This window comes from Parabacteroides goldsteinii (assembly GCF_020091425.1).
Classification (GTDB): Bacteria; Bacteroidota; Bacteroidia; order Bacteroidales; family Tannerellaceae; genus Parabacteroides; species Parabacteroides goldsteinii.
The window spans coordinates 3667925-3687818 of record NZ_CP081906.1 but is presented as its reverse complement, the minus strand read 5'-3'; the positions used below and the strand labels follow the sequence as shown (position 1 = coordinate 3687818).

The following is a 19894-nucleotide window of genomic DNA, read 5'->3' as shown; positions in this document are numbered from 1 at the left end:
TGTTTGTTCATTTTAATAGTTTTTAGAATTAAACTTAATGGTTCCTAAAGAATCGTTATCAATAGTAATGACAAGGTCTGTTTCATTTAGTACCGAAGAAAATATATGCTAAAGAACATATAATGAATGTCCGGGTATTAAAAAAACCGCTTCCTTTTAGAAAGCGGTTCGATATTGACTTAAATGATTTCAGATTTTATTTCAGATAGATTTCTTTACCGTTGATAACAGCTCTTAAGTGATATGAGCGTTCAAGCACTTCAAGTACTTCATTCAGATTGGTGACAGGCAGAGTGCTGGTGAAGGGATCGTTGAGATAGTCTTCGCTTTCTATTTTTATACGTACATTATAATTTACTTCAATAGTACGAATAACCTGCGACAGGGGTGTGTTGCGGAATACCATGTCGCCACGCCTCCAGGCTGATATGTCCTTTATATGTTCGTCATATACGACTGTTATATTTCCGGTGGCATAATCCAGAATCGCCTTTTGGTTCTTATTTAAAATGACCTGTTTGTTTGTATGGGTAGACAGCAATGAAACACGCCCTTCTTCCAAAGCCAATTCGGCTGTCCGGTCTGTTTTTCTTACCAACAGGTTGAATTTAGTACCCAGCACTTTTACCTGAAGTCCTTGTGCATTAATAAAGAAAGGTATATCCATATTATGCTTGACTTGAAAATAACCTTCTCCTCCAAAGTGAATATTTCGTTCTTTTTTATTGTAATCTTTAGGAAGATAGACGAGTCTGGATTCTGAATTGAGGGAAGCTATACTTCCGTCCGGCAGTGTAACACTGGCACGTTCACCCTGTCCCGTTTCCACTACAATCTCATTAGATAATAAAGTCGTATTTTCATGATACAAGTAGAAACTTAGTATTACAAAGACTGGTAATAAGACAGCTGCTGCCAATTGTGTCCATCGAAGAATCAGGGAAAAACGATTACTTTGGGGGGTAACTTCCCGATCGATTTTACCTTTTATTTTCTGCAACAGTTTGTCATCCACAGAAGAAGTATCGATCTCCTCATGTAGCCAGTCGTCAAGGATCAGTCTCTCCAGGTCCTGATTATCCATCGCATTGGTACTTTTTTTAAGTTCCGACAGATCTTCAGGACTCAATTTATTTATTCTATATTTCTTTATCAAGTTATTCATTCTATCTGTATGTTAAGACAAACAATTATCTGATTTGTACTAGTTAAACCAATTTAATTAATAAATAATAACATAAGGTATATTCCAACGCTTCCCAATTTCTCTTTAAGGGTTTTAAGTCCGAGGGAAAGCTGGTTTTTTACCGTTTGTTCACTCAGAGATAGTTTGTCTGCTATTTCTTTATTTGAGAACTGTTCTATTTTAGACAAGGTAATTACTCTTTGTTGTGTTTCAGGCAATGTTTTCAATATGGCACGGAATTTTGTTACAAATTCCTGATATTCTAGCTGGTATGAGACATCATCTACCGAGTGTTCATTTACGTACTGAATATACTCTTCATATTCCGGTTGATTGATTTTAGTACGGAATGCATTGATGAGATAATGTTTTGTCATAATGAAAAGAAGAGAACGTAGTGTATCTTCCTGCCGTATTTTCGCCCGGTTTGTCCAGAGTCTCATAAATACATCCTGTACAATTTCTTCTGATTCTTCCTGAGATTTTGTGAATTGCAGGCTATACGCAAATAAACGTTTTGCGTACATCTGATATATCCTCTCAAAAGCTTTGTAAGAGCCGTTTTTCAATGACAGGATAAGCTGTGGCTCATTATCTTGCATTTGTTTTTCCAAAATACTCAATTAGATTAATCCTGATATCTGTCCTTTTTCTGTCTGCAAACTTACATAAAATCTTTATTCATAAATGTATTTAATAACAATAAAGATCACCTTTCTTTTTGTTTTCTGCCATATATCATTCCACAGACAGCCAGTATCCCAAGTAGTCCCGTGACAATAAATGCCCAGATATTAGGTACACGCGATTGGGCTTCCAAAGTATAATCACCAGGTAACAGCCGGTAGGCGTCTATCTTCCAATAAGGAGTTTCTCCTTCATGTAGGGTGGTATTGGTTGTTATCAACTGGCCTGGCATATTGAGTTCGTATTTTATCTGGTGGTTGAATAATTCTATCGGACGGCATTTCTCTTCAAATAACCGGTTTATCTGATCTTTGTCTTTCTGCTGATATGCAGTGGTGAAATGGTCCGTCTGGTAGAAAGTGTCGAGTAGCCGATACATATCTATCGAGTCAAGGTCTGTATCTTCTCCTTTACTCATGGCCGATTTTTTGATGGCATCTTTGTCTGCCTTTAGCTTTGAGATAAAGGTTTTATTACCGGACTTAGCTTCCCATTCCTCAATAGTTTCAAGGCGGATTTCAAACAAACTCTCATTATACCATTTCACGAAACGATCTGTCAAGTCATTCAGCTTATCGTTTAGCTCAAGTCCGTTCATTCCCCTGACTTGAGTCAGGTCACCTTGAAAGAGCAGTTCTTGTTCTTGTTTACTCAGGTAATGTTCAAGGGGGATGGGGCCTCTTTCTTCAATTTGACGGTAGTTGCAGGTGAATGTATAATAGGTATAAAACCATCTGAAATGTTTTTCCAGCTTTTCCTGCGGAACGGCTAACGGTTCCATCCATTTCTTTTCAGGAGTGAGCCGGAGAGGGGTATCCCATATATTCCATGTGCGTTTGACTTTTACATTCAATTGCTCCTCTTTACCGAATGAGTCACTTTTCTTTCCTAAGATGACAAAAGGGATGCTGGGATTCAAAGGAATCTGTTGCCAGTCCTGGATGGAGAACAGGAAAGGAGAGTGTGAGCCGTCGCCCGCCATAAAAGCGGAATCTCCGTGTGCATATACTTCACGGTCAATTTGTCCGTCCGGATAAATATGGGTCACCATCCGGTGGTTGGAAGAACAGGAGGCCATAAGAAGCAGTCCTGAAATGATTGATATATATCCTTTAGTTTTCATCTTTTGTTCGTTTTAGTGAATGATGGTTTCTACAGAAATTCTCTTGGACAGGAAGGAGGCTTTTCTTTTTGATAGTTCCTCTATATATTCCTTCCATTGTTCGGATAGATAGCGGCTTTTTTCGAGCAAGCTACTTTCTGGGTTACAGCTGTCGGGTAGGGAGTAGGCTTTCCCTTGCCAGATAGCATTATTCGCATAAGATTGCTCCGGATACTGCTTGTCTTGTGAAAAGAAAATGGTTTCGCTTATCAGAAAACAAAGCAGGAGAGCTGCTGCAATACCGGATATTTTGCTGACCGATAGTAATATCCTGTTTGTTTTACTTTTTCCTTTTGCTTCTTTCAAAAGGGACGTTCCGGAAGGTAAGGTCTTTATTTTGTTCAAAATATCATTTGTCAGCTCTTCCGGAGCATTCAAGACTGGTTCGGTATTTTTTAGTTTGTCCAGCCATTTTTCGTATGTTTGATCTTCTCTTTTCATAGGTTGTTCTCCATCTGATTTATTTTCATTCGTATCTGTTTGCGTGCCTGGTAAAGATTGCTTTTGATCTTTTCGGCAGACATACCGGTGATAGCTTCTACTTCGGATACTTCAAGGCCCTCGACTTCCCTTAGGGTAAACACCAGTTTTTGTTTCGGAGTGAGTTCCTCGGTGAACCGAAGTATCAGGTTCTTTAAGTCTTTGTTTATAAGACTTTGTTCTATGTTCTCATCAGAAGATAAGGAGAGATTGTCGACGGATGGCCCTTGCATACTTCCCGAAGGGGTATGTTGCAGAAAGCGCAGGCGGTCGTAACAAATGTTTCCGGTAATTTTATAGAGCCAGGTTGAGAAACGGTATTCCCGGTTATACTTGTCAAGATTCAACCAAACTTTTATAAATGTTTCCTGTACCATATCTCTAGCCTCTTCTTCATTACAGAGTAAGCGAAATGCCAGTCGGAATACAAGTTGCCGGTATTCTGTGACTAATAGGGCAAAAGCGGTCATGTCCTGCTTTTTGCTTTTATCTATTAGTACTTGTATTTCTTCTTCATTCATCATACTTCTTGTCCGTTTATAATATGATACGTAAAAAAGGGGAGATGGTCGAATTATTTTAAATAAAAAAAGAGGCTCACCTCTAAAGTGAACCTCTTTGCCTTTGTGTGGAGCATATCGGACTCGAACCGATCACCTTTAGACTGCCAGTCTAACGCTCTAGCCAGATGAGCTAATGCCCCGTTGTTTTATTTTCGAGTGCAAATATAGAGTTTTTCCTGATATTAGCACTATCTTTGTGTAAGAAATTTAGAGAAAAAGAATATGATCGTTTATAATACAACATTTAATATAGAGAATGATATCCTTGCCGAGTGTATTGAGTATCTGAAAAAGAGTTATATACCCCGTGCGGCAGCTAGCGGGTTTCTGCGGACACCTTATCTGCGTCGTATTTTACAGGACGAGACGGAGGATGCAACCAGCTATTCGGTTCAGTTCCATGTAAAGAATCCGGAAACGCTGGAGTATTGGATGCAGTCCGAAGGCCGTGACCTGCAACAGGAGCTAGTGAACCGTTTCGGAGCAAAGCTGGTGGGCTTCAGTACCTTATTGGAGGAAATAGACCTGGAGTCATGACGAAAGACCGTGTCATATTGGGTATCGACCCCGGAACAATCGTGATGGGATACGGCGTTCTGAAGATTGAAGGAAATAAACCGAAGCTCGAAGCCATGGGCGTTCTTCAACTGAATAAGTACGAAGACCATTACTTGCGTTTGAAAAAGATATTCGAACGGGTACTGGCCCTTATCGACCAGTATCACCCTGACGAATTGGCAATCGAAGCACCGTTTTTCGGGAAGAACGTACAGAGTATGTTGAAGCTGGGAAGGGCACAAGGTGTCGCTATGGCAGCTGCATTGGAACGTGAAATTCCTATCTTTGAATATGCACCGTTGAAGATCAAGATGTCTATTACCGGTAACGGAAATGCAGCCAAAGAACAGGTGGCGGGAATGTTGCAACGTTTCCTGCATATCCCTCAGGAGTCGATGTTGCCTCAGCTGGATGCAACCGACGGATTGGCAGCCGCTGTTTGTCATTATTTCCAGACAAATAATCCGATTTCGGAGAAGAAGTATAGCGGATGGAAAGATTTCATGGCAAAGAATCCCGGTAAAGTACGGAAGTAAGTAGAGATTACAGCATAAAAAAACTCCGGTCCTTGGTTAACAGGAACCGGAGTTTTTTTATTGAGGAAAGAAATTATCTTTTACCAAGTTCATGATCCAGAAGGATGGCATGATGTTCGCCGTACATCTTCAACTTGTCGACGATTGCTTTTGCTGTCGATTCTTCTTCTACCTGTTCGCGAACGAAACCATATAAAAAGTCTTTGGCTGCATGATCGTTGTCTGCTTCAGCAATATCGACCATCTTGTCAATCAGTTCTGATACATGTACTTCGTGTTTGTAGACATGTTCGAATACTTCCAGTGGAGTACCCCATGCAGTCGGAACGACATTGATCTGGTTGATGACGATGTCGCCTCCGCGGTCGATAGCGAAATCGATCATTTTGTGGGCATGTTCCATCTCTTCTTCAGCCTGTTTCCGCATCCAGTGTGCACAACCGTTCAGTCCTACTTTCTGGAAATAGATCGACATCGACAGGTACAGGTTTGAAGACCACATTTCAGCTTCTACCTGTTCATTGAAAGCCTTTGATAAGTTCTTACTTAAGATCATAATATTTTACTTTTATTGAGTTGTATTTGTATAAAATTGGTCACAAAAAGTGTGCCAGACTATTTTATACAATACCTTGTGCCATCATGGCTTTGGCAACTTTCATGAAGCCGGCAATGTTGGCACCTTTCACATAGTTCACATAATTACCGTCCTTGCCGTGGGCGACACATTGTTCGTGGATGGCGCCCATGATCTGATGCAATCTGGCATCCACTTCTTCGGCAGTCCAGGAGATATGCATGGCATTCTGTGTCATTTCCAGTCCAGAAGTAGCTACGCCGCCGGCATTAACCGCTTTGCCCGGAGCAAATAATTGTTTGTGTTCGATAAACAGGTCGACTGCTTCGGCTGTACATCCCATGTTGGATACTTCGGCAACGCATAATGTTTTGTTCTCGATCAGCTTACGTGCATCGTCGGCATCCAGTTCGTTCTGTGTGGCGCAGGGCAGGGCGATATCCACTTTCTGTTCCCAAGGCTTCTTACCGGGGTAGAAGGTGGCGTTGGGATATTCGTCGGCATAAGGAGCCACGATATCGTTGCCACTGTTACGTAATTCCAGCATGTATTCGATTTTATCACCCGAAATACCGTCCGGATCATAAACATATCCGTCCGGACCGGAGATGGTTACGACTTTGGCTCCTAATTCGGTCGCTTTCTTTGTTGCTCCCCAGGCTACATTTCCGAAGCCGGAAACGGCAACTGTCTTACCTTTTATATCTATGCCGTGAGTTTCAAGCATTTGATGTACGAAATAGAGAGCACCGTATCCGGTTGCTTCCGGACGAAGGATCGAACCTCCGAACTCCATGCCTTTACCTGTGAAAGTACCGGTGTTTTCGCGGGCCAGTTTTTTGTACATGCCATACATATAACCGACTTCACGTCCGCCAACGCCAATGTCGCCTGCCGGAACATCGCGGTCCGGTCCCAGGTTACGCCATAGTTCCATGATAAAAGCCTGGCAGAAACGCATGATCTCTGCGTCGCTTTTGCCACGGGGAGCAAAATCGGAACCACCTTTACCACCGCCCATCGGCAGAGTTGTCAGCGCATTTTTGAATGTTTGCTCGAAGCCCAGGAACTTCAGGATAGATAAGTTTACCGACGGGTGGAAACGGATTCCTCCCTTATACGGGCCAATCGCATTATTAAATTGTACGCGATATCCTAAATTAACTTGCACTTCACCTTTATCGTCTACCCAAGGTACACGGAAAGTAAAAATGCGTTCGGGTTCAACCAACCGTTCGATGATTTTGGCTTTCTCGAACTCTGGATGCTGGTTATAAACCTCTTCTATTGATAAAAGAACTTCTTTCACGGCCTGCAAGTACTCTTTTTCACCCGGGTGCTTTGCTTCCAGTGCAGATAAAATAACTTCTGTCTTCATAGCGTTTCTTGCTTTTAGGAATAACAATGTGTAGGCAAATGTAGCGAATCCTATGGAATGACCAAGTGTTTTGCTTACTTTTTGATAGTGAAAATTATGTTTTTGATGCATATTTTGGAATAGAGAGGGGAGGCAGAGTTTCTGAAAGAGGTTGTTCGTTTGAAGTTTTTCGGTTATTTGTGGTGATTGGGATATGATTATGTAACCTACCTAGCATATTTTTCCTTATTTTTGGGCGCATATAATTCTATGAAATCATTATGAGCGGAATACCGGACTTTCAGAACCTTGTGTTTAAAGACACATCATTCGCCAATCTAATGAATAAGCGTATATATAATGTACTGCTTATCGCTACAAAATACGACGCCTTTATGCTGGAAGACGACGGACGGGTAGATGAACAGATATTCAATGAATATACCTCACTCAGCCTGCGTTATCCTCCCCGTTTTACCCAGGTGACGACGGAAGAAGAGGCGCTTGCCGAACTAAAAGATCGTAATTTCGAATTAATCATCTGCATGCCGAATATGGATAACCGCGATATTTTTGCGGCGGCAAAGGAGATAAAGATACATTATCCGAATATCCCGATCGTGGTGCTCACGCCTTTCTCGAAAGAGGTCTCCAAACGTATTGCCAATGAAGACCTGAGTGCGATAGATTACGTATTCAGTTGGCTGGGCAATGCCGAGCTGCTGTTGGCTATTATCAAACTGATCGAGGATAAGATGAATGCACCCGACGATACGGCAAGTGTCGGGGTACAGATCATCTTGCTGGTGGAAGACTCCATCCGTTTCTATTCGTCCGCTTTGCCCCATCTGTATAAATTCGTCTTGGAACAGAGCCAGATGTTTGCGAAGGAGGCATTGAACGGTCACCAGCAGACGCTTCGAATGCGCGGTCGTCCGAAGATTAAGCTGGCCCGTACTTATGAAGAGGCTGTCCGTATTTTCAATCAATACCGGGATAATATGCTCGGTATCGTTTCGGATATGAGCTTTATGCACGACGGGGTGAAAGATCCCTATGCCGGGTACAAGTTCGGACAGTATGTCCGCAAGACCGGATTGATCATTCCTTTTGTGCTGGAATCGTCCGAGTCGAGTAATAAAGTATATGCCAAAGAGTTGGGAGCCTCGTTTATCGATAAGAATTCGAAAAGCTACCCGCAGGATTTGCGTAAGAAGATCATGCAGCGTTTCGGGTTCGGTGACTTTGTGATCCTGAATCCGCAGACGAAGGAAGAGATTATGCGTATCAAGGATTTGAAGGACTTGCAAAAGAAAGTGTATCAGATTCCCGACGATTCGCTGGTCTATCACCTTTCGCGCAACCATTTCTCCCGTTTCTTTTATTCGCGTGCCATGTTTCCGCCGGCAGAAGTGTTGAAGCGGGTCGATGTTAGCGATTATAAGGATATGGATGAAGCACGCAAGCTGATATTCGACCTGATCGTACAGTACCGTCGCATGAAGAACTCCGGTGTCGTGGCTATTTATCAGAAAGACCGTTTCGACGAATACAGTAACTTTGCCCGTATCGGTGACGGTTCGTTGGGAGGAAAGGGTAGAGGATTGGCCTTTATGGGCGCTATGGTTAAGCGTTATCCTAAACTGGAGACGGAGAACTTTAACACGAATATTCCGAAGACCGTTGTGATCTGTACGGATATCTTTGATGAGTTCATGGAGACAAACGAACTTCTGTCTGTCGCCCTGAGTGATGCGGATGACGAAACGATACTGAAATACTTTCTCCGTGCCAGTCTGCCGGCCAGTTTGATCGATGATCTGATGGCATTCTTCGATGTGGTGAAAAGTCCGATAGCCGTTCGTTCGTCCAGTTTGCTGGAAGACTCGCATTATCAACCTTTCGCCGGGATTTATTCTACCTATATGGTTCCTCGGTTGGATGATAAATATGAAATGCTTCGCCTGTTGAGCGATGCGATCAAGGCGGTTTATGCTTCCGTCTTTTACCGTGACAGTAAGGGATATATGACTGCTACGTCCAACCTGATCGATCAGGAAAAGATGGCGGTCGTCTTGCAGGAAGTGGTGGGAAACCGTTACAACGATCATTTCTATCCGACTATCTCCGGCGTGGCCCGTTCGCTGAATTTCTACCCGATCGGTAACGAAAAGGCGGAAGACGGAATTGCCAATATTGCCCTCGGTCTGGGTAAATATATCGTAGATGGCGGACAGACGTTGCGTTTCTCTCCCCGTCATCCGCACAATATTTTGCAGATGAGTACGATGGATTTTGCTCTCCGTGAGACGCAAACCCGTTTCTATGCACTTGACCTGAAGAACCTGGCGGAACAGTTCTCTATCGATGATTCGTTTAACCTGCAACGATTGGGACTGAAGGAAGCCGATGCGGACGGTTCCTTGAAATATATTGTTTCCACTTACGATCCGTATGATCAGATTATCCGTGACGGTTATTATCCCGGTGGTCGTAAAATCCTGTCGTTCGTAAATATTCTCCAACACGACGTTTTCCCTCTGGCGAAGACGTTGGATGAGTTACTTCGCATCGGGCAGGCCGAGATGGGACGTCCTGTTGAAATAGAGTTTGCGGTAAATGTCGATCCAAACAACCACGACAAGGCAACTTTCTATCTCCTTCAAATTCGTCCGATTGTCGATAATAAGGAAATCATGGATGAAGACCTGACGCAAGTCGGTAATGAGGAAACGATCCTTTCGTCCACCAGTGTGCTCGGTCATGGCATCGTGACGGATGTGCAGGATATTATCTATGTAAAGAGCGGTGCTTTCAACTCGTCGAACAACCAGTTGATTGCCTATGAAATAGAAAAACTGAACCGTCGTTTTACGGAAGAAGAGAAGAATTACGTGCTGGTCGGTCCCGGACGTTGGGGAAGCAGTGACCATTGGCTGGGGATTCCGGTGAAGTGGCCGCATATTAGCAATGCCCGTGTAATCGTGGAGTGCGGTTTGGAAAATTATCGTGTTGACCCAAGCCAGGGAACGCATTTCTTCCAGAACCTGACATCCTTTGGTGTCGGATATTTCACCATCAACCCGTTCAAAGGAGACGGCTGGTTTGACGAGGAGTATCTGAATGCCTTGCCGGCTGTCGAGGATACCGAATATCTGCGGCATATCCATTTCGACAAGCCAATCGTCATTAAGATGGACGGAAAGAAGAGTTTAGGCGTGGTGCTTAAACCGGAATAAGATAGTATATAACAAAAAAAGTCCTTTCTGCTTGATGCATGAGAGGACTTTTTGTTTTATGACGCAATGGTGTATCAGTCTTTCTTCTTGATGAAGTCTGACGGATAATTCACCTTGTTGATGATTTCATTGCCTTTCAGGTGTATCCAGGTTTTGAAACCATTTTCACCTTCTGTCATTTCGATCACGCGGGCACCGTTTGTCAGGTTGTTGTAAACAGTGTTGCCACCGGTATAACGACCGTAAGCCAGCAGGATGCCTTTCCAGTAAACGGCATAATCGTCGTCGTGGTCGTGACCAACGAATACACCTTGTATGTCGCCCATTTCTTTCATGGAAGCGAACAGTCCGGAGTTGAGTTGCGGGGCGCAAGCCTTTTCCTTACGTGTTCCTACCAGAATGGCTGTTTCGTCGGAAGCCGCCTGGTTGTATTCCGGCAGAGCGATATGGAAGAATGCCAGTGAAGGAATCGGGGTACCTCCGTTCTGTTTGGTGTATTTGGCACTGTTCTCACGATACCATTGGATCTGGTCGAATTTGATATAATCGTATCCGCCGATGCCGTTGATCTGAGAGTATGAATGTGAATCCATGCAATAGAGGATGGTAGCATCCTTACTTCCATCTGATGATTTGATCGGTAGGATATAATTGCTTGCTCCTGATACACCTTTTACAGAATCTGTCAGGTTGTAAGGGATTGTTTTAATGATGTCGAATAGCTCGGTGCGTGTCAGACCCTGCTCGTTGTCGTGATTACCGAATGTGATTCCAAAAGGAATCTTACGGTCGGAGGCCAGTTTTAAGACTTTCCGCATGCCTTCTTCGGCTGGTTTTCCGTAGATCACATCGCCGGTGAAAAGAACCAGGTCCGGTTTTTCTGCATCCAGCACTTCATTGATCCTTTCAATCGAAATGGCCGATTTAGGATTCTCATATATATAATGTATGTCAGTAAACTGGACGATCTTGAACTTTCCGTCTTTATTGAACTTCAGTGACGGCTGCTGGGCGTTACCATTCAACAGGCCGCCCAACAGAAATAATGCACTTATAAATAACTGTTTCATTGTTTTTCTCTTATTTATTTGAATACCGGCATCGGACGTCCGATCCATACCTGAGGCTGAGTCAGACCTAATAATTTAGCTAGTGTGGAGGCACAGTCGAATTGCATCATGCTGATGTCGTCAAAGCAATAGCCTTTCTTTACGTTCTTTCCTGCAATGATGAACGGAGTTTCCATCTCCTGCATAGTCTTGCCTCCGTGTCCTTTGTTGATACCGCCGTGGTCGGCTGTGATAACGAAAATAGTTTCATCCATCATGCCGGCTTTTTTTACTGCTTCAACGATCTGTCCGATATAGCCGTCCAGTTCTTTCAGCGTTTTGTAGTAAGAAGGGGTGTCATGTCCGTCTGCATGACCTACATGATCCGGATTATCAAAAATTACGGCAAACAAATTGGGCTTTTTTTCAGTAATATATTTAACAGCCATTTCAGTCAGAGCCGTTGGATTTTTATTGTAATCCGGTCCCTGGGCATGATAACTGAGTGCCAGTGTGTCTACCAGATATTTGATGCCGTCCCAGTCATAGATACAACCGATCTCCGCTTTCGGGGCGGCGTCGCGGTATAGCTGGAATACTGTCGGGAAGATGCCGTGCTGATTCAGTTCGCGTGAAGGAAGTTCAGGTGTTTTAGAGCCCCATTCGGTATATCCGTGAATCTCCGGACCTGCTCCCATAAACATGGAAGCCCAGTTCACTGCACTGGATGAAGGTAAAACGGAACGTTTTTTCAAGGTATAAGAACCGTCTTTCATAAACTGCTTGGTGACGGGCATCTCTGCTTTTTCCACACTATAAGCACCCCAGCCGTCCAGGCCGATCCAGATTACGTGTTTGGCTTTTGGTTTGGCAGCAAAAGCCGAACTGATTGTAACGATGGCTAAAACCAGAATAAGTAATAAATTTCTTTGTTTCATATGTAAATAAATTGCGCTCCCTATCTCAAGAGAGCCGTTTAAACCATTAATAAATTGATTTTTTTAGAGTTCAGACAAAACAAAAGAGAGCACTTGTATAGATACAAATGCGGTTGGCTATTATCTTTGGGCATTTTATAATTTTACAACAGCTAAGAAAAAAAATTTCATACACGCGTTAAAGGACTCGCAGTCTTGACCGCTTAGCAGTTGAGATCAGTTTCATGAGCGACCTCTTGCTGTTTCTTACGACAACAAGCCAGTAAAAATCGACCTTCTCTATGTTTTTAACCTACTTCTGGGATTGGACCATCATCACGGCTGATTTTAACTTTATAGCCAAGTGCTTCCAGCTCTTTCTTCAAGTAATTTTTCCGTTTCTGCTCCATCCTTTGGTTGAGATATTCCGCACCGAGTTCCTTATACTCACAAGCCTCTTTCAGTACATGCCATACCGATTTCAGGATCGAGTGTCCTACTGCTACTAAAGCCCTCTTTTTCCCTCGACGGGCGGCTAAACGGTGATAACGTGCACTGTAAAAGGTGTTCTTGGTACGGGTGGCTGCCCACGCAGCCTCCGTGATTACGGCTTTCAACTGTTTGTTGCCATGGGTGGTTCTACCACTTTTTTTTTACCTGCGCTCTCGTTATTGCCAGGACAGACACCGGCCCACGAAGCCAGGTGCTTTTCGGTTGGAAAGGCTTCCATATCCACACCTATCTCTGCTATCAGGTCTTCAACCGTTTTCCGGCTAAGTCCGGGGATCTTCTGCAAGAGTTCCATCACATTCTCATAAGGAGATAAAACCTCTTTTATACGGCAGGTAAGGTCAGCTATGATGGCTTTCGTCTGTTCCATATCTTTACGGATGGTCTGCAACATATAGATGTGATGCGGTTCTATAAAGCCTTCACAAGCCTGATAAAGAAGTTCCGGACTGGCTTCAAGTTTTTTATGATAGATGCAAGTTATGTCATCCATTGTTACATGACCCTTATCGATCAACATATCTATCAGCTTGTTCGCCACGACTCCGTCCAGGCTGCACACCACGCTGGAAAGTTTGATGTTACAATCTTCCAGGATACGAACAATACGGTTTTTCTCAGAAGATACATGCTGGATCAACTTGTTACGGTAACGGGTTAAATCACGAAGCTCACGTTGTTCACGCTCCGGGATATAACTCGGTTTCAACAAACCTGCTAAAAGCAGTTTGCAAATCCAGGCACTATCCTTTTTATCCGTTTTGTGCCCGGGAACATACTTGATGTGCCGTGCGTTCACGATCCAGACTTTCATATCAGGACATTCAAGAATCTTATAGACCGGCTTCCAGTAAACACCGGTACTTTCCATGGCTACATGCGTAATGCCACTGGATAATAACCATTCTTTTAATTCTGTCAAAGAACTACTGAAGGTCTTGTAACTGCGGGTTTCAGTTTTGAGACCTTCGCCACTTATCGTAGCAACTACCATGTCCTTGTGGACATCTATTCCACAACCCCGGAGGATGACTTGTTCAAAAGGTACTGTTTTCATTGCATTCGTTTTTTCGAGTGAATGACACTAAAGTAAACAATACCCCCCTATTTACATGCTCTTGGACGAAATTTATTTCATGGATGTTTCATGATATGTGTTTAAATTTTGTATTAGTTCACCAAAGGTATGTATAATTGGCTCGAATACCCAATTATCATAAGTTCTTTTATCATTATTTTATAGTAATATCGAATTGATCGTACGACTCGGTCCTCCAGGATTTATCAGCTGTTGTCGGGGAGATAGCGAAGAGGGGAGAGAATGTTTTTATCTTGATCGTCTGTCCGTCAGGCATAAACTCCATGATCCGTAACCAACCGTCACCTCCGTTGCCATGCCAGAACCCGTCGGCTGTTTGGGCGTTGAACATCATCTGCGGAATATCTTTGCCGGCTGCATTCTTTTCGATACTGAAACCTACATTATCTTTATACGGAGCAATTTCACATTCATGTCCGCAAATGACCATGCAGATGTTTTTGGACGGGTAGACCAGCTTTTGCCAGATGGCTTCCCCATAGTTTGCCGGAGATATTTTATAGTTCTCTTTCAGGCGCCGTTTTCCTTCGGCGGTCAGATAGGAGTGAGTCAATAGGATCACTTTATGATCGGTATATTTGGGCTTCTCCGTTACTGCTTTTGCCCATTCGATAGCTTCGTCACGTGGGGCGAACTCTAAAGAGATCACCAGGATTTTGCCCCATGTTTCCGTATTGAATTCATAAGCAGCATTTTCGAGTGTCGGGATTCCCTGGTAGTTGTTTCCTACTTCGACCAGTGAGTTTCTCCAGCAGGAGTTTCTTTCTGACGGGAAATATTCCGGTAATCGGCATAAACGGTTTTCCGCCTTTTCGTATCCATAATCATGGTTTCCGGTACAGACAACATAAGGCAGTTTATTATCCAGTCGGGCAAAGGCTTGCGAAGCAGCTTTCCATTGTTCTTCGCTGGTCTGGTTTCCGTTCACTCCGTCGGGGATACGGATTTCGTTCTGCTCCACCAAATCTCCGGTACAGAGCACTGCTTCGATATTCAGTCTCTCCTTATTGTTTGCCGTCCACGCGGTCATCAGTTCGAACAAAGGCTGGTTGACATCGAATTTCGTGTAACTTTGCGGATCAGGGAACAGAATCATGGAAAATGATTTGTCGTCCGTTAATTTGGGTTGCACAGGCTGAACCTGTGCGGTAATTGCTGCCAGATTGAATAGGCCGGCGGCGAATAAAAGAAGTCCTTTTTTCATGTGTATTTAGTTTTTAAATTGTAGTTATTTCTCGGATGGTGATATTATTTCAAAGACAGTCAGGACAGCAGCATGATCGGAAGCCCAGACATCATCGATCTCCGGTGCTGTTTTTACTATTTTGGAAGAAACAGCTTTGATATTCTTTCCTTTGTAATAGAGAAAGTCAATACGGCTGACCTGTAGTTGTCCGTAAATAACGGCAAATGTCCCTTCCGGGCGGGCTACTTCATCCGGATTGATTTCACGGAAGCTGTCTTTAAATCCTTCGTCCAACATATATTGCGAGATAGGGAAAGGTACGGGACCATATCCGAAATGTATGGGTGCAGCTGCTTGGGTCCAGTCCAGATGGCTGCAAGAGTTAAAGTCACCTCCGATAATAATGGGAGTATCGTCATCCGTCAGATAAGGTTTCGTATCCTTTTCCATAATATGTTGCATATCCGCCAAACCGCGTAGGGCATCTTCTGCCACCCAAACCGAAGTGTTATGTCCTATATTGGGGTAATTGCAGGAATATTCCGGGTTATAAGCATAACGTAACCAGCAGGCGTTAACTAATAGTTGTCGGTTGCCGGGTAATGTCAGTTTCACGGGGTTGGAGTTGAAACTCTTCTTTGTCGGTATAACTTCAGTTATAGGATAACGGCTAAAGAGAACCAGATTGTCTTTCAGGGAAGGTGTTTGCATATAATATCCCAGTGAGTCTTTGATCCGTTGCTGACCTCCGTAGCCTTCCTGCATGGTAACAATATCGGCATTGGATGCCTTTACGAGATCTATAACCCGGCTGAGACCGTCATTCCCGACATGAACACCTCCGTGCCAGATATTCCATTGCAGGACTTTCACGATGTTGGGATTGTTTTTGCTGCTTTCCGTGATTCTTTTTTCAATGATACCGTCACTAACTTCCGGAGTATATCCGGTTTTTCCCAGTTTGAAAGAAGGTACGGATATTTTTATTTTGTTACCGGCGATGGCTTTTTGTGCTATATCGGCTGTGACCAGTAAATAATTGATACCGGGAGTCAGTGTTACGACACCCTGTTCATCTTTAAAAGTCATTTTCTTTTGAGGCTTTTCTCCTTTGCCGAATAATTCGGTTTTGACTCCTGACCGGGCGGTTTTCCCCGTATAATATACGTGAAGACTGTTTATATCGGATAAAGCAGTCGTTTCAGATAAATCAAGAGAAAGTTCTGTCAGGCGTAACGGGGCCTGGCTTCCGGTAACGGCTATTCTTAATTTAAGGACCTGATCATCCAGGCTTCCCTGGTCGACGTCCCATTCGCTATCGATGACGACTGCGTTGAATAATTCCTGCTGTTTATCCGGTTTTATGAATTTGGGGTTATCGTTTACTACGGTATAGGCCAGTGGAACAGTACCGTTGTATTTGTTTCTGCCGTTTCTCAGGTGGTATCCCAGGTCTCCTTTTCCCACCCAGTTGGTTGAAACATCTTCGATACCGTCATCGAAGTTATAGTAGGCAACCAGCGTGCCAAACTGGGGATGAGTCGGTTCAAGCGGTTTCCCCATCCACTCTTTTAATGTTTCGGTTGATACTGCCGAGTTCCATATGCGGATTTCGTCCATTAACCCGCCGAACGTAGTCGGTTCACCTTCATTTACACCAATTGCTCCAGGCAATACGGATATGGCAGTCGTTTTACTGTCGACAACTTCTCCATCCAGATACAGCTTGGTGACAACTCCGTCACAACTTAATGCCACATGATGCCACTGGTCATCCAATACATCTTCCGACCATAAATCTGCCCATGTGTTATGTAGTCTGCCATTCTCGATAACAAGCGGCAGATAATCCGCTATATTCAACAGGCTGTATTCTCCTCCCCCGAAGATAACTTCAATATCTTTCCATGAATTATCATCGCCCTTGATCCAAGTCTCCAGTGTCCATGAGTCTTTCAGGATACCGATGCCGGTACGGACATTGTTATCTTGCCCGTCCAGGTGAAGGGCAAGATTATCGTTTGAGGCGTGTATAAAAGATAAATTTGTAAAAAGGCTGATAAATAAAAGAGTGAATATGTATTTCATGGTATTTTATTTTAATGTTTTAGTTTGAAGGTCGCCAGGACTGCTTTATGATCTGTTGGCCATGTTCCCGCAGGTTGTATAAATTTGTCCTTGCTGTTTTCTTCAGCACGTTCACCTCGGATTATAGATTTCCGGGGACCTACCACGGCGGCATCTATTAACTTTAATTTTTTGTTAGGTTTGAAATAGATAAAATCAATACGGTCTCTTTCATCGGCTTCCGGAGCCCAGGCCAGTTTTTTTACATCGACATCGGGATTGTCTGAAGGAAATGTGAAACCGGGATGTGTCACAGGATCAGGATATACTTCACGATAAGCATCTTTAAACCCGTTTTCCTCCAAAAGGACAGAACAATCCCAGCGTACGACCGTTCCATTGTGATCCCACAGGTCTTTTGTGTTTTCCTTCCAATCCAGATGGGACGGTTCATTGAAGTCTCCTCCCAGGAGGATGATATTCCCTTTTTCATTTTCGACATCTTCGATTACTCCCCGGATAGCTTCGTCCCGTAGGGATTCATTATTGGCCTTTTCTATTTCCCGGGAGTCAAGAACCGGTGCGTCCAGTTTTTTCCAGGTAACGCCACTGTATCCGCGTGGCAGATAACAGGCGTAATGCGTATAATCCAAATGGGCGGAATAGACGACAATGGTCTGCCCTTCGATTTCGATACGGGCTTTGAGAACTGACCCTGCATCATTTTTGAGAGGGTAATTCGGCCGTTGTTCCTGTATTTTGTATTTGGAAAGGATACCGACATCCAAAGTACTGGTTTCACCGTAATAATTAACACCTCTGTCTTTTAATGCCTGTAAAATGCGCGGAATAAATTGTTTACCGTGGTAGTTTCTTACTTCACTGAACAGGACAATATCCGGAGACAACCGACTGACTTCGTCTGCTATGGCATCGAACCCACCATCCACCATCGTACCTTCCTGCCAGATATTCATTTGCAGAACAGTCAATTCTTTACTTTTTCCATAAAGCGTACAAGAACAAATCAATAGAATTAGAAGTATAAAATTATATTTTCTCATGATATTCAAAGTGTATAATAAAGATGTACTCTATGAAAAATAGAGCGACCTATATTCAAAGAGTACATCAAAAGTAGTAATATAAATTTGTAATAACAGATTTTAATCGAAAGAAATGCTTATTGGTAAAATCCTATTGCAGTATCCACATCTCTTTATTGACATCATCTACGCCTCCGAACTGACGTTGTACGGCTTCTTCTACATTTTCTTTGTTGTAGTCGTACTCTGATTTAGGATACATCCAACGTACAGGAATTTTGTCGTGTACGGGATTCTGATTTGTTTCAGGATTGATCGGTAATTTCGGATATCCTGTACGGCGGTAATCGTAATAAGAGTCGTAAGGATGTTGCATAAATGAAGCCAGATAACGTTGGGTTAATATTTTCTCGATATTTTCTTCTTTGTTACTACCCAATTGAATCTGAGGGTTTTCTAAAAATGCATTTTTTACATCTTCAGTGAGGGGATGACCATAATGGTAAATCTCTTCGTCCGGTGTATAGGTTGTAATGAAATCCATACTGGCCTTAATTCCTTTTTTATAATAGACGGATGCATCTGCCGATATCCATCCTCTGATTGCCGCTTCGGCCAAAATAAAGTTTTGTTCCAGGTAACTGATTCTCATTAAAGGCTCACCTGATGGTAGATCTGTATATCGAGGATTCAATCCGCAAAAACTTCCTGATGAAAACATTTTTTTTATTTGGTCGAAAGGAAGTGAAGGGTCTACTCCCAAATATGCATTCCGATCATCGGCTGTTAATCCTTCATCAATTTTGCTTTGAGCCGGTTTGGCATAATAGAATAATCTTGGATCTTCTGTTTCTTGAAAAGCATTGATGATTGTTGTAGAAATCATAGAATATCCGGCATGTTTGGTTTGGGTATTGTGAAATGGATATACCGTGTTCGCTTTATCGGCGTATGTCAATTGCAGATTGTCGTCATTAGAATCCATCAAAAGACGTGAAGAAAAGATAGAGGCAAAACGCTCTTTTATTTTCAGATCCGGATCAGATTCTTTTAAAGACAAAGACATCAGCACTTTCAACTGTAAGGCAGTAGTTACTTTTTTCCATTTTTCTACGTTACCCCCTAACATTTCATCTCCAGTGAAATCATTTGCTTGCGAGAATAATTCGTATGCCTTGTCCAAGTCGGCTAATACAAATTGCATGACCTCTTTCTGCGTATTGTACTTCGGTTTTACCAATCCGGTTTCTCCTTGTAATGCTTCCTCATAAGGAATATCTCCCATTTCCAGTGACATATAAAAAAGCTTGTATGCCTTTAGGAAATGAGCCAATCCTCCATATGCATTTTGGTCGTCTTCACTGGCTGCTTCAAGCATCTTTTCGCAGTTAGTTAACATTTTGAATCCGCTGAAACTGGATCTGTCAAATATGTTGTATTGGTAACTTTCCATACCTTCTCCCCATGCCAGTTGTTTACTTAGAAAATTGTCGTAAACAAAATTTTTGCTACCTCCGGTTTGCATGATATCTAGTAATAGTCCGTTGGCTAATAATGAAGATGTAACTTTTGTTGTTGCATCGGGATCTGTATTGATATCATCAAATTTATTGCATGATATTAATGCCGTAGCTATTAATAACAAAGTTATATATCTATTGAATCGTTTCATATT

18 protein-coding genes and 1 tRNA gene are annotated in these 19894 nt (G+C 42.9%); 3 read left to right on the top strand and 16 right to left on the bottom strand.

Features of this window, described 5'->3' with window-relative positions:
• Positions 1-196: 196 nt before the first annotated feature.
• The 6 genes from K6V26_RS16335 to K6V26_RS16310 all read right to left on the bottom strand — a co-directional run bounded on the left by K6V26_RS16335 (position 197) and on the right by K6V26_RS16310 (position 4218).
• Positions 197-1165: a FecR family protein gene (locus tag K6V26_RS16335; protein WP_122327151.1), complete on the bottom strand. Its 969-nt coding sequence runs from the start codon at positions 1163-1165 to the stop codon at positions 197-199.
• 53 nt (positions 1166-1218) lie between these two features.
• On the bottom strand, positions 1219-1800 hold the full coding sequence (locus K6V26_RS16330) for an RNA polymerase sigma factor (RefSeq protein WP_224263315.1): 582 nt from the start codon (positions 1798-1800) through the stop codon (positions 1219-1221).
• A gap of 95 nt (positions 1801-1895) precedes the next feature.
• Positions 1896-2996: a hypothetical protein gene (locus K6V26_RS16325; protein ID WP_224263314.1), complete on the bottom strand. Its 1101-nt coding sequence runs from the start codon at positions 2994-2996 to the stop codon at positions 1896-1898.
• 12 nt (positions 2997-3008) lie between these two features.
• Entirely contained in the window at positions 3009-3476 is a 468-nt protein-coding gene (locus K6V26_RS16320; RefSeq protein ID WP_224263313.1) for a hypothetical protein, read from the bottom strand.
• Entirely contained in the window at positions 3473-4039 is a 567-nt protein-coding gene (locus tag K6V26_RS16315) for an RNA polymerase sigma factor (RefSeq protein WP_195437339.1), read from the bottom strand. The genes K6V26_RS16320 and K6V26_RS16315 overlap by 4 nt, the downstream gene beginning before the upstream one ends.
• 105 nt (positions 4040-4144) lie before the next feature.
• A tRNA-Ala gene (locus K6V26_RS16310) sits at positions 4145-4218 on the bottom strand.
• Between the two features lie 82 nt (positions 4219-4300).
• Between K6V26_RS16310 and K6V26_RS16305 the strand changes: the two genes are divergently transcribed.
• A complete protein-coding gene (locus K6V26_RS16305; protein WP_122327155.1) occupies positions 4301-4615 on the top strand; it encodes a DUF4286 family protein in 315 nt (104 codons plus the stop codon).
• Positions 4612-5172, top strand: a complete 561-nt coding sequence (ruvC, locus tag K6V26_RS16300; protein WP_007657299.1) for a crossover junction endodeoxyribonuclease RuvC — start codon at positions 4612-4614, stop codon at positions 5170-5172. Before K6V26_RS16305 ends, ruvC begins: the two co-directional genes overlap by 4 nt.
• Positions 5173-5245: 73 nt before the next feature.
• Here the strand turns inward: ruvC and K6V26_RS16295 are convergent, their stop codons facing one another.
• Both K6V26_RS16295 and gdhA read right to left on the bottom strand, forming a co-directional pair.
• A complete protein-coding gene (locus tag K6V26_RS16295; protein ID WP_224263312.1) occupies positions 5246-5728 on the bottom strand; it encodes a ferritin in 483 nt (160 codons plus the stop codon).
• Between the two features lie 64 nt (positions 5729-5792).
• The gene (gene gdhA / locus K6V26_RS16290; protein ID WP_224263311.1) at positions 5793-7127 is read right to left on the bottom strand and encodes an NADP-specific glutamate dehydrogenase; all 1335 of its coding nucleotides are present in this window, start codon (positions 7125-7127) and stop codon (positions 5793-5795) included.
• A gap of 260 nt (positions 7128-7387) precedes the next feature.
• On the opposite strand from gdhA, the gene K6V26_RS16285 reads away from it, so the two are divergent.
• Entirely contained in the window at positions 7388-10345 is a 2958-nt protein-coding gene (locus K6V26_RS16285; RefSeq protein ID WP_224263310.1) for a PEP/pyruvate-binding domain-containing protein, read from the top strand.
• 74 nt (positions 10346-10419) lie between these two features.
• Here K6V26_RS16285 and K6V26_RS16280 read toward each other — a convergent pair whose 3' ends face one another.
• From K6V26_RS16280 to K6V26_RS16245, 8 genes are all read right to left on the bottom strand, one after another.
• Entirely contained in the window at positions 10420-11415 is a 996-nt protein-coding gene (locus K6V26_RS16280) for a metallophosphoesterase family protein (protein WP_007657315.1), read from the bottom strand.
• Positions 11416-11429: 14 nt separating this feature from the next.
• A complete protein-coding gene (locus K6V26_RS16275) occupies positions 11430-12332 on the bottom strand; it encodes an alkaline phosphatase (RefSeq protein WP_007657316.1) in 903 nt (300 codons plus the stop codon).
• A 287-nt stretch (positions 12333-12619) separates the two neighbouring features.
• Entirely contained in the window at positions 12620-12928 is a 309-nt protein-coding gene (locus K6V26_RS16270; protein WP_007657317.1) for a hypothetical protein, read from the bottom strand.
• Entirely contained in the window at positions 12925-13878 is a 954-nt protein-coding gene (locus tag K6V26_RS16265; RefSeq protein ID WP_010800681.1) for an IS110 family RNA-guided transposase, read from the bottom strand. The genes K6V26_RS16270 and K6V26_RS16265 overlap by 4 nt, the downstream gene beginning before the upstream one ends.
• A gap of 175 nt (positions 13879-14053) precedes the next feature.
• Positions 14054-15124 (bottom strand): metallophosphoesterase, encoded by a 1071-nt coding sequence (locus K6V26_RS16260; RefSeq protein WP_007657319.1) that lies wholly within the window; start codon positions 15122-15124, stop codon positions 14054-14056.
• Positions 15125-15148: 24 nt separating this feature from the next.
• Positions 15149-17194 carry a BNR-repeat neuraminidase N-terminal domain-containing protein gene (locus tag K6V26_RS16255; protein WP_224263309.1) on the bottom strand — a complete coding sequence of 682 codons (2046 nt, stop codon included), beginning with the start codon at positions 17192-17194 and terminating at the stop codon, positions 15149-15151.
• An 11-nt stretch (positions 17195-17205) separates the two neighbouring features.
• Positions 17206-18237 (bottom strand): endonuclease/exonuclease/phosphatase family protein, encoded by a 1032-nt coding sequence (locus K6V26_RS16250; protein ID WP_224263308.1) that lies wholly within the window; start codon positions 18235-18237, stop codon positions 17206-17208.
• A 133-nt stretch (positions 18238-18370) separates the two neighbouring features.
• Positions 18371-19891, bottom strand: a complete 1521-nt coding sequence (locus K6V26_RS16245) for a SusD/RagB family nutrient-binding outer membrane lipoprotein (RefSeq protein ID WP_007657324.1) — start codon at positions 19889-19891, stop codon at positions 18371-18373.
• Positions 19892-19894 lie beyond the last annotated feature (3 nt).

Bases quoted from the DNA above. Each gene is read 5' to 3' on its own strand.
- K6V26_RS16245 (WP_007657324.1), bottom strand. From the start codon at position 19,891: ATGAAACGATTCAATAGATATATAACTTTGTTATTAATAGCTACGGCA.
- K6V26_RS16325 (WP_224263314.1), bottom strand. From the start codon at position 2,996: ATGAAAACTAAAGGATATATATCAATCATTTCAGGACTGCTTCTTATG.
- K6V26_RS16335 (WP_122327151.1), bottom strand. From the start codon at position 1,165: ATGAATAACTTGATAAAGAAATATAGAATAAATAAATTGAGTCCTGAA.
- K6V26_RS16305 (WP_122327155.1), top strand. From the start codon at position 4,301: ATGATCGTTTATAATACAACATTTAATATAGAGAATGATATCCTTGCC.
- ruvC (WP_007657299.1), top strand. From the start codon at position 4,612: ATGACGAAAGACCGTGTCATATTGGGTATCGACCCCGGAACAATCGTG.
- K6V26_RS16280 (WP_007657315.1), bottom strand. From the start codon at position 11,415: ATGAAACAGTTATTTATAAGTGCATTATTTCTGTTGGGCGGCCTGTTG.
- K6V26_RS16320 (WP_224263313.1), bottom strand. From the start codon at position 3,476: ATGAAAAGAGAAGATCAAACATACGAAAAATGGCTGGACAAACTAAAA.
- K6V26_RS16295 (WP_224263312.1), bottom strand. From the start codon at position 5,728: ATGATCTTAAGTAAGAACTTATCAAAGGCTTTCAATGAACAGGTAGAA.
- K6V26_RS16250 (WP_224263308.1), bottom strand. From the start codon at position 18,237: ATGAGAAAATATAATTTTATACTTCTAATTCTATTGATTTGTTCTTGT.
- K6V26_RS16255 (WP_224263309.1), bottom strand. From the start codon at position 17,194: ATGAAATACATATTCACTCTTTTATTTATCAGCCTTTTTACAAATTTA.
- K6V26_RS16285 (WP_224263310.1), top strand. From the start codon at position 7,388: ATGAGCGGAATACCGGACTTTCAGAACCTTGTGTTTAAAGACACATCA.
- K6V26_RS16315 (WP_195437339.1), bottom strand. From the start codon at position 4,039: ATGATGAATGAAGAAGAAATACAAGTACTAATAGATAAAAGCAAAAAG.
- gdhA (WP_224263311.1), bottom strand. From the start codon at position 7,127: ATGAAGACAGAAGTTATTTTATCTGCACTGGAAGCAAAGCACCCGGGT.
- K6V26_RS16265 (WP_010800681.1), bottom strand. From the start codon at position 13,878: ATGAAAACAGTACCTTTTGAACAAGTCATCCTCCGGGGTTGTGGAATA.
- K6V26_RS16275 (WP_007657316.1), bottom strand. From the start codon at position 12,332: ATGAAACAAAGAAATTTATTACTTATTCTGGTTTTAGCCATCGTTACA.
- K6V26_RS16260 (WP_007657319.1), bottom strand. From the start codon at position 15,124: ATGAAAAAAGGACTTCTTTTATTCGCCGCCGGCCTATTCAATCTGGCA.